We start from the raw sequence: 14536 nt of genomic DNA, 5'->3' as shown, positions 1-14536 counted from the left end.
TCAGGCGACGGAGATCTCGCCTTCACCCGCCAATTTGCGATTCAACTGAAACCGCCACCGCACATACAACAGTGCCGAGCAGAACACCGCCAGGCTCGCGCCCATTTCCAGCAAGCCAAACAGCTGCCGGTTCGGGTCATACGCCGCCAATGCGCCCTTGATGAAATACAGATTCACCACAAAACACATCCACGAATGCCCCCGCGCGCTGCCGATGATCATCCCCGGCGCCAGCAACAGCAGGGGCACCAGTTCGATCAACAAAATCACCCACGGCCGGGCACCATGCAGGTCGGCAAATACCAGGTAATAGGCACACAGCAGCCCCACCAGCCCGAAAAAACACAGCAGGCTGATGACCCGCATCGCCCGGACCCGCGGTTCGAGCCATTCGATCGAGGGCAGAATCTTCGGCTTTTTCGCCACGTCAGTTCCCCAGTTTTTGCGCAGTCTTCGCCAGACGCAGGCCCAAGGCCCGGCACAGCGCGACTTCATGTTCATTCAAACCGCTTTTGCCATCCGCCCCGGCGTGATGACTCGCGCCATACGGCGTGCCGCCGCCACGGGTTTCCAGCAGCGCCGATTCACTGTAAGGCAGGCCGGTGATCAGCATGCCGTGGTGCAGCAGCGGCAACATCATCGACAGCAGCGTGGTTTCCTGACCGCCGTGCAGGCTCGCGGTGGAGGTGAACACCCCGGCCGGTTTGCCCACCAGAGCGCCCGTCAGCCAAAGATTGCTGGTGCCGTCGAGGAAATACTTGAGCGGCGCCGCCATGTTGCCGAACCGGGTCGGGCTGCCCATGGCCAGGCCTGCGCAATTCTTCAGATCGTCGAGGCTGGCATACAGCGCCCCTTCGTCGGGAATGTCCGGCGACACGGCTTCGCATTCGGAAGAGATCGGCGGGACCGTGCGCAGACGCGCTTCAATCCCGGCCTGCTCGACGCCACGGGCAATCTGCCGGGCCATTTCGTTGGTCGAACCGCTGCGGCTGTAATACAGAACCAGAATGTACGGCGCACTCACGGCAGCAACTCCAGCACGTTCTCCGGTGGACGGCCGATGATGGCTTTGTCGCCGACTTCGAGAATCGGTCGCTCCATGAGTTTCGGATTGGCGGCGATGGCGGCAATCAATTGCACCTCGCTCAGACTGCTGTCCGCCAGGTTGAGGGTCTTGTACTCGTCCTCGCCGGTGCGCAGCAGTTGCCGGGCGCTGATGCCGAGCTTGGTCAGCAGGCTCTGGATTTGCGCGGCGTCCAGCGGGGTCTCCAGGTAGCGGACCACGGTCGGGGCCAGGCCACGGGCTTCGAGCAGTTCGAGCGCACCGCGGGATTTCGAGCAGCGCGGATTGTGATAAAGCGTCAGATCGGTCATGTGCGGGTCGCATCTTGCGTAAGGTGGCGGCTATTCTAACTGTGCAGCGCGCAATCCAGAACCTCGGGAGGCGATGGGTCGCAAGCGCATTCAATTTTGAACAAGGATCAAGACATGACAAGACGACTGGCAGCGGCATTGGCGATCATGGGTACGCTGATGCTGGGGGGCTGTGGCAACGACTATGGCATCGACCAGAACGGCCAGAAAGTCGCGGCCGAACGTCTGGACAAACAATGGCTGGTGCTCAACTACTGGGCCGAATGGTGTGGCCCGTGCCGTACCGAGATCCCGGAGTTGAATGCGCTGGCCGACCAGCTGAAGGATAAGAAGATCGGTGTGTTCGGGGTCAATTTCGACAATGTGCAGGGGGAAGAGCTGAAAAGCGCCAGTGAGAAACTGGGGATCAAGTTCACCGTGCTGGCTCAGGATCCATCGGAGCTATTTGAACTGCCGCGCAGCGAGGCGTTGCCGGTGACGTACATCATCGATAACAAGGGCAAGGTGCGTGAGCAGTTGATGGGGGAGCAGACAGCGGCGGGGGTGATGGAGAAGCTTGAGGCGTTGCAGGCAGTCAACTGATCCGTTAAGCCGTGCCGCGATCCTGTAGCAGCTGGCGAAGCCTGCGTTCGGCTGCGTAGCAGTCGTAAACCCTGAGAATGCGGTCTATCTGTTAGACCGCACAGCCTGATTTCACGACTGCTTCGCAGCCGAACGCAGGCTTCGCCAGCTGCTACTTAGGTTGCGTTGCGTCGATCAACCCTCTTCAAGCCACCAACGCAACGGCTTGCCTTGCGCCGGCCAGAAGCGCATCTGTTCGATTGGCGAAACATCCCAGCGCTGCACATTTTCCAGGGCCTGCATGAAGCGCTTTTCCTGCTCCATCACGGCTGGCGGGCACAGTTTGCGGGTGCTGCCGATCTTGCCGAAGCTCAGCTTGTCGCCTTCCAGCGTGTACGGCGCAAACCAGTGGTTGCAGCCGCCATTGCCGTAAGCCCGGCCGTCTTCACCTAGAGTGATGGTCAGGTGGCTGTAGTCCATCAACGGACGTTCGCCGATCCATTCCAGAATGTAGCTGCGGTTTTGTTGCAATTTCACCGGCTCGGCGGCGCAGCCCAGCAGGCTGGCACCGACCAGGGCGGTCAGGGCGAGGCGTTTCATCACGCGGGCTCCTGGCATTTCGGGCACAGGTGCTTCTCGCCAACGGTGGTCCACCCCAACTCGGCAATCCGCGCGGTGGCGGCAGGCTTTTCAGCCTTGTTGCCCAGCTTGGCGTCGACTGCGAACTCGAAGCTCAATTCTTTGGCGCAGCTGTCGCAATTGACTTTCCAGGTGTGGATCGCCAATTCGCCAAACACCGGACCACTGGCCACCGCGACCCATTGGCCGGGCGGGTTGATCAGGTGGCGAACCGTTTCCACGGTCAGGCGCATGGACAAGTCCTTGGCACCTTTGAGGGTCACGACCAGCACGTCATTATTACGAATCGAGCCGCCGTTGCCGGTGACTTGATAACGCCCCGGCACAAGGGCGCGGCATTCGGTGAGGGTGTGTTGCGGGTTCATCAGGCTGTAGCGGAAATCGTGTTCGACCATGGGTCCTCCAAATATGCGCGGTATGCTATCACGGGCCTGCACGCAGCATGGCGCGGGCAGATGACCTTCGATCAGGTTCAAATTACCGGCCGAGTCATGGCACACTGCCGCTTTTGCATCTCTAAGGAACGGGCATGGCGTTAATCGGCTGGGCCTGATGATCCTCTTGTCCAAAGCCTGATCGGCTCAGCCCTCGACCCGATTCTGCGGCGCGCCGGCGGCCCAGGCGGCGATGTTCTGCAAGGTCGTCGTGGCAATCGCGTCCAGGGCTTCGCGGGTCAGAAAGGCCTGGTGCGCGGTGATGATCACGTTCGGAAAGGTCAGCAGCCGCGCCAGCACATCGTCCTGCAGCGGCAGGTCGGACCGGTCCTCGAAGAACAGCTGCGCTTCTTCTTCATAGACATCCAGCCCCAGATAACCCAATTGGCCGTCCTTCAGCGCATCGATCAGCGCCGGCGTGTCCACCAGACCACCACGCCCGGTGTTGATCAGCATCGCGCCGGGCTGCATGTGCGCCAGTGACTCGCGATTGATCAGGTGTTGGCTCTGCTCGTTGAGCGGGCAGTGCAGACTTATGATCTGCGATTCGGCGAGCAGCTCCGGCAAGCTCAGGTAGCGGGCGCCGAGGGCTTCGACTTGCGGGTTGGGGTAGGGGTCATAAGCCAGCAATTGGCAGCCAAAACCGTTCATGATTTTCGCGAAGGTCGCGCCGATCTGCCCGGTGCCGACCACGCCGACGGTCTTGCCCACCAAGTCGAAACCGGTCAGGCCGTGCAGGCTGAAATCACCTTCGCGGGTGCGGTTGTAGGCGCGGTGCAGGCGCCGGTTGAGCGCCAGGATCAGCGCCACCGCGTGTTCGGCCACCGCGTGCGGCGAGTAGGCCGGGACCCGCACAATCGAAAGCCCCAAAAGTTTCGCCACCGCCAGGTCGACATGGTTGTAGCCCGCCGAGCGCAGGGCGATCAAGCGTGTGCCGCCCGCTGCCAGGCGTTCCAGCACCGGGGCGCTCAAGTCATCATTGATGAACGCGCAGACCACTTCGTGGTACTCCGCCAACGCCACCGTATCGAGGCTCAGCCGCGCCGATTGAAAGTGCAGCTCGATACCGGCGGGCAGCGCGGCGCCGAGAAAACTGTCGCGGTCGTAGGTCTGGCTGCTGAAAAGAATCGTGCGCATGCGGTCCTCCTGGATAACTCGGTCACGCTTTTATGTAGCAGCTGGCGAAGCCTGCGTTCGGCGACGCAGTCGTCGTAAACCCGGCAAACGCGGTTTACCTGAAAGACCGCAGTGCCTGATTTTACGACGACTGCGTCGCCGAACGCAGGCTTCGCCAGCTGCTACAGAGCCCGGTGAGTTTAGCGGTTATGGTTTGGGCGCCATTGCGCTGCATCAAGCGTTTATTCGGGCGTGGGCGGCCAGGCGATTGATCGCTCGGTCGAGTTCTTCCAGGGCGCCGGGGGCTTTCGGGTCCTGTTGCTTGAGCAGGGTTTCGCTGCGCTGGCAGGCGGCACGCAGTTGCGGGACGCCGCAATACCGGGTCGCGCCGTGCAGGCGGTGGACGCGCTCGATCAGGGCGTTGTGGTCATTGGTTTCCCGGGCCAGGCGAATCGCCTCGCGGTCGGCTTCCAGGGAGGCCAGCAACATTGCCAGCATGTCCGCGGCCAGATCAGCCTTGCCGGCAGCCAGGCGCAAGCCTTCGTCGTGGTCGAGCACTTGCAATTCATGGGCGCCGCCATGACTGTCGCTGGAGCGTTCCGGCCCATGATTGCGCAACGCCAGGCCGGTCCACTTCAACACCACCTGGGCCAGTTGCCGTTCGCTGATCGGTTTGGTCAGGTAGTCGTCCATGCCGCTTTGCAGCAGCGCGCGTTTTTCGTTGGCCATGGCGTGGGCGGTGAGGGCGACGATCGGCAGCGGCGTGCAATGCCGCTCACTTTCCCACTGACGAATCGCCTCGGTGCTTTGACGCCCGTCCATGCCGGGCATTTGCACGTCCATCAACACCAGGTCAAAGGTCTCGCTCTGCACCGCTTTGACGGCCGCGTAACCGCTTTCAACCGCGAGCACCTTGGCGCCCATGTCTTCGAGCAGGGTTTGCACCAGCAACAGGTTGGCCGGGTTGTCGTCGACGCACAGCACCTTCGGCGCGCGGCTGGATACCGGTTCGCCGGGTTCGCTGCGCTGCTGGCGCGGGTTGACCAGATCGGACAATGCCCGACGCAGTTTGCGGGTGCAGGCCGGTTTGGCCTGCAGCTGACTGTGCGGGTTGGGCACCGAGAGGTGGAACAGCGTCTGTTCGGTGGTCGGGCACAGCACCAACACTTTGCAGCCCAGGTGCTCAAGGTCCCAGATGTGCTGGTTAAGGCGCTCCGGCGGCATGTCGTTGCTGGTGATGCCGAGCACCGCCAGATCGATCGCCTGATCGGTCTGATGCGCGCCGGTTACGCCATTGGCCAGGCTTTCCAGGGTATTGAACGGCGTCACGACCAGGCCGCAATCTTCCAGCTGATGCTGCAAGGCTTGCCGCGCCAGTTCATGGTTTTCCAGCACCGCCACGCGGCGCCCGAGCAGCGGTGGGGCGGGAAGGTCTTCGGCATCGTCGCGGGTCTTGGGCAGGCTGAGGCTGATCCAGAATTCCGAGCCTTCGCCCGGCGTACTGTCGACGCCGATCTCGCCGCCCATCTGTTCGATCAGGCGCTTGGAAATCACCAGCCCCAAACCGGTACCGCCGGGCTGGCGGGACAGCGAGTTATCGGCCTGGCTGAACGCCTGGAACAGGGCGCGCACGTCCTGGTTCGACAGGCCGATGCCGGTGTCCTGGATGCTGATGCGCAGTTGCACGCTGTCTTCGTGTTCTTCTTCAAGCATGGCCCGGGCGACGATGGTGCCTTCGCGGGTGAACTTGATCGCGTTGCTCACCAGGTTCGTGAGGATCTGCTTGAGTCGCAGCGGATCGCCCACCAGCGACAACGGCGTATCGCGATAAACCAGGCTCACCAGCTCAAGCTGTTTGGCGTGGGCGGCCGGGGCGAGGATGGTCAGCGTGTCCTGCAACAGGTCGCGCAGGTTGAACGGAATATTGTCGAGCACCAGTTTGCCGGCCTCGATTTTCGAGAAGTCGAGGATCTCGTTGATGATCCCCAGCAGGCTGTCGGCGGACTTTTCGATGGTGCCCAGATAGTCGAGCTGTCGCGGGGTCAGCTCGCTTTTTTGCAACAGGTGCGTGAAACCAAGAATACCGTTGAGTGGCGTGCGGATTTCATGGCTCATGTTGGCCAGGAACTCGGATTTGATCCGGCTCGCTTCCAGGGCTTCCTTGCGCGCCAGGTCCAGCTCGATGTTCTGGATCTCGATGGTTTCCAGATTCTGGCGCACGTCTTCGGTGGCCTGGTCGACGCTGTGCTGCAATTCTTCCTGAGCGTTTTGCAGCGTGCCGGCCATGCGGTTGATGCCCGACGCCAGTTCATCCAGTTCCTGACTGCCAAGGGGCGGCAGGCGGGTTTCCAGATGACCGTCCTTGAGTTGCGCCACCGCCAGTTTGATCTGGCTGATCGGCCGATTGATCGTCCGGCCCATGCGCAAGGCGAGAAGCGCCGCACCGGCCAGGCCCGCGCCAATCAGCAGCAGGCTGGCGAACAGGCTGCGGTAACCGCGCAGCAGCATGCCGCTGTGGGACAGTTCGAGCTCGACCCAGCCCAGCAGGCGCTCGGCTTCATCAGGTATCAGGTCGCCGGCCAGGTTGCGGTGTTTGCCGAACACCGGCAGCAGGTAACGTGTCGCATCGTTGCCACTGCGGCGCAGCATCTGCGAGCCATTGCCCATCGGCGCCGGGTTGAGCATGGTCGGGCCGGCGTGGGCCACGGGCGTGCGGTCGGGGGCGAGGAAGGTCACGGCGCGCACGTCCGGCGTTTCCAGCGACTGGGTGGCGATGCGCTCCAGCAGCTCATTGTCTTTGTGGCCCATGGCCGGGGCCACCAACGGCGCGAGCTGTTCGGCGATCATCTCGCCGCGCTGCATCAGTTGGGTTTGCAGGTCGGATTGCTGCGTCCAGGTGAAATAGCCGCCCAGGACCAGTGCCATCAGAGTGGTCGGCAACAGGGTCAGCAACAGCACGCGGCCTTTAATTCCCAGTTTCTTGAGCACGCATCTCTCCTGCATCCAGCTATTGATTGACCTGCGCGTACGTCCGGCACGCGCCACCGGGCCAGTGTAGCGATTTGCAGGCAGGCAATCTTCGTAAAATTGATGTCGTCATTCGTCGGATGGATCGCCGCTTTTGCGCCACGGGCAAACCTTGTGTTGCCCATCGTCAGGCAATCTTGAATAATCGCCAACTGAGAATTATTTGCAGATACTCATGACTCCCATCCCTGTTGGCCATCCCCGCATCCTGTCCATCGAAGACGACCTCGTCCTCGGCGCGTATGTGCACGAGCATTTGGGCCGTTGTGGTTTTCAGGTGACCTGGTGCCAGAACGGGCAGGAAGGCCTGGACATCGCCCGCCAGCAGCCCTTTGACGTGGTGTTGATGGATATTTTGCTGCCAGGGCTGAACGGACTGAACGTGCTGACGCAATTGCGCCAGAGCCATTCCACCCCGGTGGTACTGATGTCAGCGCTGGGCGCCGAGGCGGATCGCATCAGCGGTTTTCGCCTGGGGGCCGATGATTACCTGCCAAAACCCTTCAGCATGGCCGAGTTGCGCGTGCGCATCGAAGCGATCCTGCGCCGGGTGGCGCTGGACCGTCGGCCGGCGCCGGCAGCGGTGGCGCCGTCGGTCGATAGCCTGCGTTTCGACGATGAGCGCTGTGAGGTTTTCTATGGCGAACACGCCGCCGGCCTGACCCGCAGCGAGTATCGACTGCTGGACACACTGAATCGCAATGGCGATGAAGTGCTGAGCAAAGCCTTCCTTTATCAGCACGTGCTGCAACGCGGTTTCGCCCCCCATGACCGCAGCCTCGATATGCACATCAGCCAGATCCGTCGCAAACTCAAAGGCATCGGCTACACCGAACGGGAAGTGCGTACGGTCTGGGGCAAGGGTTACGTATTGAGTGCCGGCGATGAAATGGTCTGACCTGCCGGGCCGGCACTCGCTGTTCTGGAAACTGGCGTGTTTGCTGGTGGCGTTCTGTCTGCTGATGATTTGGCTGAGCTGGTCCTGGGGCCGCTACATGGAGCAACGAAACCAGTTCCTGTCGGATCAGGCCCGACGCACGCTGGTGGGGTATGCCGCCGAGGCCGAACAGGCGTGGCGTCAGGGGCATAGCGAGGGTATCGATGCCTGGCTGCAAGGTATGAAACAGCGCGAGACAGGCTGGGTTGGCGTCATCGGCAGTGATTTACAGTCGTTGAGCAGCCTGCCGCTGACGGACAAGGAAATCGAACACCTGACTTTTCTGCGCGGCCTGGATTGGCCTATTCACAAGAAACGTCTGCCGTGGCTGCGCGTGCCGTTCCCCGGTGATTCCTACGCCGGCAATCTGGTTATCGAGCTTCCAGAGCGCTTCATGCCCGGACAATACCGGGTGCTCTGGCGCGTGATCACCAACGGCATCATCCCGGGACTGTTCACGCTGTTGCTGTGCGTCGGTCTGTATCGGCTGTTGGTCGTGCCATTGAACAGCCTGCGCGAACAAGCCAACGCCTGGCGCGCCGACCAGTTGAGCGTGCGCGTGTCGAGCAGCACCACCAACCGGTCGGATGAGCTTGGTGAGTTGGGCCGGGCGTTCGACCACATGGCCGAGCGGCTGCAAAGCACCGTGGCCCTGCAACAGCAATTGCTGCGCGACCTGTCCCATGAACTGCGTACACCGCTGAGCCGTTTGCGGGTCGCCAGCGAAAGCGAGCAGGGGCTGGCGCAATTGCGCGAGCGCATTGGCCGGGAAGTCGATGGCATGCAGCGGCTGGTGGACGACACGTTGCAACTGGCCTGGCTCGACACCGAGCGCGCGCCGTTGCCCGACGAAGCGATTCAGGTCCAGGCGCTGTGGGAAATGCTCACGGAAAACGCCTGCTATGAAAGTGGCTGGCCGGCGAGCCAGTTGCAGTGCGTGGTGGATTCGTCGTGCTGGGTCCGGGGCAATCTCAACACCCTGGCGCAGGCGCTGGAAAACATTCTGCGCAACGCCATTCGTCATTCACCGAGTGGCGGCATCGTGCGGCTTGGTGGTCAGCGCAATGGCGACTTCTGGCATTTGTGGCTGGAGGATGAGGGCGGCGGGGTGGCTGAAGCGGATCTTGAACGGATCTTTTGTCCATTCATTCGGCTCGATGGCTCACGGCCGGGAAATGGCGGGTTCGGGTTGGGGTTGAGCATTGCGCGGAATGCGGTGAAGCGTCAGGGCGGGAGTCTTTGGGCGCAGAACACCGGGTTGGGGTTGCGGTTGAATCTGCGGCTGGTGGCTGAGATTGATGGCGCCAGTGATGACGCCTTCGCGAGCAGGCTCGCTCCCACAGTGGATCTTTGTCGACCACAAATCGTGTGACCAACCCCGAGCCCTGTGGGAGCGAGCCTGCTCGCGATGAGGCCAGTCGCGTCACCATCACGAAAAAATCTCACCGCTGGTGAGACAATTTTCCTGGACCCAACAACCATTGGATCTATCAGGTCTGTCACCTGAAGTGAAAGTCGCACCACTGGTGCGACAATTCCCTGGTGGAACAACATGATCATTTTCTCCCGTGCCAACCTTGTTTAAAGCGGCACAGTTCGGACGCAGGGATGTCCAGCCGGTAATAGTGTCAGCGCTGCTGACACAAATCCGTCTATTTCACGCAGACAGCTTAACGTTGAAAAAGCCGCTTATTCCCATAAGCCATAAACACCACACTTTGCGTGATATGGCCTGCGCAGGTTTGCCGGTATGATAGGCGCCCCCGCAGTCTGGATTGCGAATACGCCATGACCTTGCAGTACCCAACCATCGCCGATTGCGTCGGCAACACTCCGCTGGTCCGTTTGCAGCGCCTGCCTGGCGCCACCAGCAATACCCTTTTGCTCAAGCTCGAAGGGAATAACCCGGCGGGCTCGGTCAAGGACCGGCCGGCGCTGTCGATGATTACCCGCGCTGAATTGCGCGGGCAGATCCACGCCGGCGATACGCTGATTGAAGCGACCTCGGGTAACACCGGTATTGCGCTGGCCATGGCTGCCGCGATCAAGGGTTACAAGATGATCCTGATCATGCCGGACAACTCCAGCGCCGAACGTAAAGCCGCGATGACGGCCTATGGCGCCGAGCTGATTCTGGTCACCCAGGAAGAAGGCATGGAAGGCGCGCGCGACCTCGCTCAGCGAATGGAAGCCGAAGGCCGTGGCAAGGTGCTGGATCAGTTCGCCAACGGGGATAATCCGGAAGCGCACTACACCACCACCGGCCCTGAAATCTGGCGCCAGACCGAGGGCACCATCACCCATTTCGTCAGTTCGATGGGCACCACCGGCACCATCATGGGCGTCTCGCGCTACTTGAAAGAGCAGAACGAAAGCGTGCAAATCATCGGCCTGCAACCGATGGAAGGTTCGGCGATTCCGGGCATCCGTCGCTGGCCGCAGGAATACCTGCCGAAGATCTACCAGGCCGAGCGCGTGGACCGGATCGTCGACATGGCGCAAAGCGAAGCCGAAGACGTGACCCGTCGTCTGGCCCGTGAAGAAGGCATCTTCTGCGGTGTGTCCTCCGGCGGTGCCGTGGCAGCGATGCTGCGCCTGTCCCAGGAAGTTGAAAACGCGGTGATCGTCGCGATCATCTGCGACCGTGGCGACCGTTACTTGTCGACCGGCATTTTCGACGCTCCCAACTGATGGCCAAGCAAGAGAGAGGCCTGCGCTTCCAACCCACCGGTGGCAGCAAGGCCCCGCAAATTCCGACCGGCAAAAAGCAGCGCTTGAGCATCGAGCGCCTGGCCAATGACGGTCGCGGTATCGCGTTTTTCGAAGGTCGCACCTGGTTCGTCATCGGCGCATTGGCCGGTGAAGAAGTCGAGGCGCGCGTGTTGGGCGCCCACGGCAAAGTGGTCGAGGCGCGCACTGAACGTGTGTTCCTGGCCAGCGAATTGCGTCGTCCGGCACCGTGTCCGCATGCCGGTCGCTGTGGCGGTTGCAGCGTGCAGCATCTGCCGCACACCGAACAACTCGCCCTGAAACAGCGCATGCTCGCCGAGCAACTGTCCAAGGTCGCCGGTGTCGAACCCCAAGAGTGGGCACCGCCGTTGAGCGGTCCGGAATTCGGTTACCGTCGTCGCGCCCGAGTGGCGGTGCGTTGGGACATGAAGGCGAAAAAACTCGAAGTCGGTTTCCGCGCGGCAGGCAGTCAGGACATCGTGGCGATCAACGAGTGCACGGTGCTGGTACAGCCCTTGCAGCCGATCATGACTCGCTTGCCGGAAATGCTTCGACGCTTGAGCAAACCTCAGGCCCTCGGGCATGTGGAATTGTTCGCCGGATCGTCGTTGGCGGTATTGCTGCGGCACATGGCGCCGTTGTCCGACGCCGACCTGACGATCCTCAAGGATTTCTGCGCGTTCCATGAAGCGCAATTGTGGCTGCATGGAGAGGGCGAACCACAACCGGTCGAAGCCGATCAGTCGTTGGGCTATCGACTTGAGCAGTGGGATTTGAAACTGGCGTATCGGCCGGGGGATTTCATCCAGGTCAATGCCGGGGTCAATGAGGCGATGATTGCCCAGGCGCTGGAGTGGTTGAAGCCGACAGCGGATGAGCGGGTTCTCGATCTATTCTGTGGGTTGGGTAACTTTGCTTTGCCCCTGGCCAAAACCGTTCGCGAAGTGGTGGCGGTCGAAGGCGTGCAGGCGATGGTGGAGCGGGCAGCCGCGAACGCCACTAGCAACAATCTTCATAATGCGAAGTTTTTTCAGGCCGATTTATCCCAGCCTTTGACCGATGCCGAATGGGCGCGCGAAGGCTTTTGTGCGGTACTCTTGGACCCACCGCGTGACGGTGCTTTCGAGGTCGTGCGCAAGCTGGCGTCCCTGGGCGCCAAGCGGTTGGTGTACGTGTCGTGCAACCCGGCAACGCTGGCGCGCGATACGGCCGAATTGATCAAGCAGGGCTACCGGTTAAAACGTGCCGGGATTCTCGATATGTTTCCTCAGACGGCACATGTCGAGGCCATGGCGTTATTTGAAGCGAGCTAGGACGGCTCGTCTGGTCCGACTGGCCGCCCATGCAGCTCTCGCTTAGCCCCGTGAGGGCCATCGGGCAATGAAGGTCAGCGAATTGACGCATTGAATCTGCGTCGTAGGGAAGGTAAGCAAGATGGTACAGGTGAGAGCACACCAGCCGATCAACACCGACGGCAGTATCAATCTCGAGGCTTGGCTCGATCATGCGGTCAGTGTCGATCTGGCACTGGATCGCGAAGCCTTGAAGGAAGCGTGCGAGTTCGCTCGCGTGTCTGAACAACAAGCCAATGCGGCGAAGAATCTATGGTCCGAAGGGACCTCGAGTTTCCGCACCGGCCTTGAGATCGCCGAGATTCTCGCCGACCTCAAACTGGATCAGGATTCGTTGGTCGCGGCGGTCTTGTACCGCGGCGTGCGCGAAGGCCAGATCGAACTGCCGGCCGTCAGCCAGCGCTTCGGTCCGGTGGTCGCCAAACTCATCGACGGCGTGTTGCGCATGGCGGCGATCAGCGCCAGCCTGAGCCCCCGTCAATCGTTGGTGCTGGGCACTCAGGGCCAGGTCGAAAACCTGCGCAAGATGCTGGTGGCCATGGTCGATGACGTTCGCGTTGCGCTGATCAAACTGGCTGAGCGCACCTGCGCGATCCGTGCGGTGAAAACCGCCGACGACGAGAAGCGCAACCGCGTTGCCCGTGAAGTCTTCGACATTTATGCACCGCTCGCTCACCGTCTCGGCATCGGTCATATCAAGTGGGAACTGGAGGATCTTTCCTTCCGTTACCTGGAGCCGGATCAGTACAAGCAGATCGCCAAGTTGCTCCACGAGCGGCGTCTGGATCGCGAGCGTTTCATCGCCGATGTGATGAGCCAGCTCAAGAACGAATTGCAGGCCACCGGCGTCGATGCCGACATCAGCGGTCGGGCCAAACACATCTATTCGATCTGGCGCAAAATGCAGCGCAAGGGTCTGGAGTTCAGCCAGATCTACGACGTGCGTGCCGTGCGCGTGCTGGTGCCGGAAATGCGCGACTGCTACACCGCGCTCGGCATCGTCCACACCTTGTGGCGGCACATCCCGAAAGAGTTCGACGACTACATCGCCAACCCGAAAGAGAACGGCTACCGCTCGCTGCACACCGCGGTGATCGGCCCCGAGGGCAAGGTGCTGGAAGTGCAGATCCGCACCCATTCCATGCACGAAGAAGCCGAGTTGGGCGTTTGCGCGCATTGGCGCTACAAGGGCACCGACGTCAAGTCCGGCTCCAATCACTACGAAGAGAAAATCTCCTGGCTGCGTCAGGTCCTCGAGTGGCATGAAGAGCTGGGCGACATCGGCGGTCTGGCCGAACAGTTGCGGGTCGATATCGAGCCGGACCGGGTCTACATCTTTACCCCGGACGGTCACGCCATCGACCTGCCGAAGGGCTCGACGCCGCTGGACTTCGCCTACCGCGTGCACACCGAAATCGGTCACAACTGCCGTGGCGCGAAGATCAACGGGCGCATCGTACCGCTCAACTACAGCCTGCAAACCGGTGAGCAGGTCGAGATTATCACCAGCAAGCACGGCACCCCGAGCCGCGACTGGCTGAACCCGAACCTGGGTTACATCACCACGTCGCGAGCGCGGGCGAAGATCGTTCACTGGTTCAAATTGCAAGCCCGTGACCAGAACGTCGCAGCCGGCAAAACCTTGCTCGAACGTGAGCTGAGTCGCCTGGGCCTGCCGGCGGTGGACTTCGACAAGCTGGCCGACAAGGCCAACATGAAGACCGCCGAAGACATGTACGCCGCGTTGGGTGCAGGCGATCTGCGCTTGGCGCAACTGGTGAACCTGGCGCAGCAACTGGTCGAGCCGGAACGCGGCAACGAGCAGCTGGAACTGATCCCGCGCAAAGCCACCGGTTACAAACCGGGCAAGCGTGGCGACATTCAGATTCAGGGCGTCGGCAACCTGATGACGCAAATGGCCGGTTGCTGCCAACCGTTGCCGGGGGATGCCATCGTCGGTTACATCACCCAGGGCCGTGGCGTGAGCATTCACCGTCAGGACTGCGCCTCGGTGCTGCAACTGGGTGGGCGAGAGCCGGAACGGATCATCCAGGTCAGCTGGGGCCCGGTGCCGGTGCTCACCTACCCGGTGGACATCATCATCCGTGCCTACGACCGTTCCGGTTTGCTGCGTGACGTCTCGCAAGTGCTGCTCAACGAGCGGATCAACGTGCTGGCGGTCAACACCCGCTCGAACAAAGAGGACAACACCGCGCTGATGTCCCTGACCATCGAGATTCCGGGGCTGGATGCACTGGGACGGTTGCTGGGGCGGATTTCCCAGTTGCCGAACATCATCGAAACCCGGCGTAACCGTACGCCGTGAAGACAAGCCCTCTGTAGGAGCGAGGCTTGCCCGCGAAGGC

General features: G+C 61.5%; 13 protein-coding genes. 6 read left to right on the top strand and 7 right to left on the bottom strand.

Annotated features, from left to right (window positions below; translation table 11 throughout):
• Genes ACYZT6_RS19450 through arsC form a run of 3 tightly spaced genes read right to left on the bottom strand, consistent with a single transcriptional unit; the run spans position 1 to position 1374 of the window.
• Positions 1-426 (bottom strand): DUF2069 domain-containing protein, encoded by a 426-nt coding sequence (locus ACYZT6_RS19450; protein WP_059182318.1) that lies wholly within the window; start codon positions 424-426, stop codon positions 1-3.
• Position 427: 1 nt separating this feature from the next.
• Positions 428-1024: an NAD(P)H:quinone oxidoreductase gene (wrbA, locus tag ACYZT6_RS19445; RefSeq protein WP_462028261.1), complete on the bottom strand. Its 597-nt coding sequence runs from the start codon at positions 1022-1024 to the stop codon at positions 428-430.
• On the bottom strand, positions 1021-1374 hold the full coding sequence (gene arsC, locus ACYZT6_RS19440) for an arsenate reductase (glutaredoxin) (protein WP_462028260.1): 354 nt from the start codon (positions 1372-1374) through the stop codon (positions 1021-1023). Before arsC ends, wrbA begins: the two co-directional genes overlap by 4 nt.
• A 114-nt stretch (positions 1375-1488) precedes the next feature.
• Between arsC and ACYZT6_RS19435 the strand changes: the two genes are divergently transcribed.
• Entirely contained in the window at positions 1489-1956 is a 468-nt protein-coding gene (locus tag ACYZT6_RS19435) for a TlpA disulfide reductase family protein (protein ID WP_462028259.1), read from the top strand.
• Positions 1957-2130: 174 nt separating this feature from the next.
• On the opposite strand, the gene ACYZT6_RS19430 is transcribed toward ACYZT6_RS19435, so the two are convergent.
• The 4 genes from ACYZT6_RS19430 to ACYZT6_RS19415 form a co-directional block, all read right to left on the bottom strand.
• A complete protein-coding gene (locus tag ACYZT6_RS19430) occupies positions 2131-2535 on the bottom strand; it encodes an META domain-containing protein (protein WP_462028258.1) in 405 nt (134 codons plus the stop codon).
• Positions 2535-2969, bottom strand: a complete 435-nt coding sequence (locus ACYZT6_RS19425) for a hypothetical protein (RefSeq protein ID WP_033056853.1) — start codon at positions 2967-2969, stop codon at positions 2535-2537. Before ACYZT6_RS19425 ends, ACYZT6_RS19430 begins: the two co-directional genes overlap by 1 nt.
• Positions 2970-3155: 186 nt before the next feature.
• The gene (locus ACYZT6_RS19420) at positions 3156-4145 is read right to left on the bottom strand and encodes a 2-hydroxyacid dehydrogenase (RefSeq protein ID WP_462028257.1); all 990 of its coding nucleotides are present in this window, start codon (positions 4143-4145) and stop codon (positions 3156-3158) included.
• A 213-nt stretch (positions 4146-4358) separates the two neighbouring features.
• Entirely contained in the window at positions 4359-7112 is a 2754-nt protein-coding gene (locus ACYZT6_RS19415; protein WP_462028256.1) for a response regulator, read from the bottom strand.
• Positions 7113-7326: 214 nt separating this feature from the next.
• Between ACYZT6_RS19415 and ACYZT6_RS19410 the strand changes: the two genes are divergently transcribed.
• The 5 genes from ACYZT6_RS19410 (at position 7327) to relA (ending at position 14496) form a co-directional block, all read left to right on the top strand.
• On the top strand, positions 7327-8049 hold the full coding sequence (locus ACYZT6_RS19410; RefSeq protein WP_462028255.1) for a response regulator transcription factor: 723 nt from the start codon (positions 7327-7329) through the stop codon (positions 8047-8049).
• Positions 8036-9460 (top strand): histidine kinase sensor domain-containing protein, encoded by a 1425-nt coding sequence (locus ACYZT6_RS19405; protein ID WP_462028254.1) that lies wholly within the window; start codon positions 8036-8038, stop codon positions 9458-9460. Before ACYZT6_RS19410 ends, ACYZT6_RS19405 begins: the two co-directional genes overlap by 14 nt.
• A gap of 416 nt (positions 9461-9876) precedes the next feature.
• Entirely contained in the window at positions 9877-10779 is a 903-nt protein-coding gene (gene cysM, locus ACYZT6_RS19400) for a cysteine synthase CysM (RefSeq protein ID WP_131060350.1), read from the top strand.
• The gene (gene rlmD / locus ACYZT6_RS19395) at positions 10779-12131 is read left to right on the top strand and encodes a 23S rRNA (uracil(1939)-C(5))-methyltransferase RlmD (RefSeq protein WP_462028253.1); all 1353 of its coding nucleotides are present in this window, start codon (positions 10779-10781) and stop codon (positions 12129-12131) included. The genes cysM and rlmD overlap by 1 nt, the downstream gene beginning before the upstream one ends.
• A 121-nt stretch (positions 12132-12252) precedes the next feature.
• Positions 12253-14496 (top strand): GTP diphosphokinase, encoded by a 2244-nt coding sequence (relA, locus tag ACYZT6_RS19390; RefSeq protein ID WP_462028252.1) that lies wholly within the window; start codon positions 12253-12255, stop codon positions 14494-14496.
• Positions 14497-14536 lie beyond the last annotated feature (40 nt).

Source organism: Pseudomonas sp. RT6P73, from assembly GCF_054897715.1.
The sequence above is the reverse complement of the archived record's forward strand: the minus strand, read 5'-3'. Positions and strand labels throughout refer to the sequence as shown.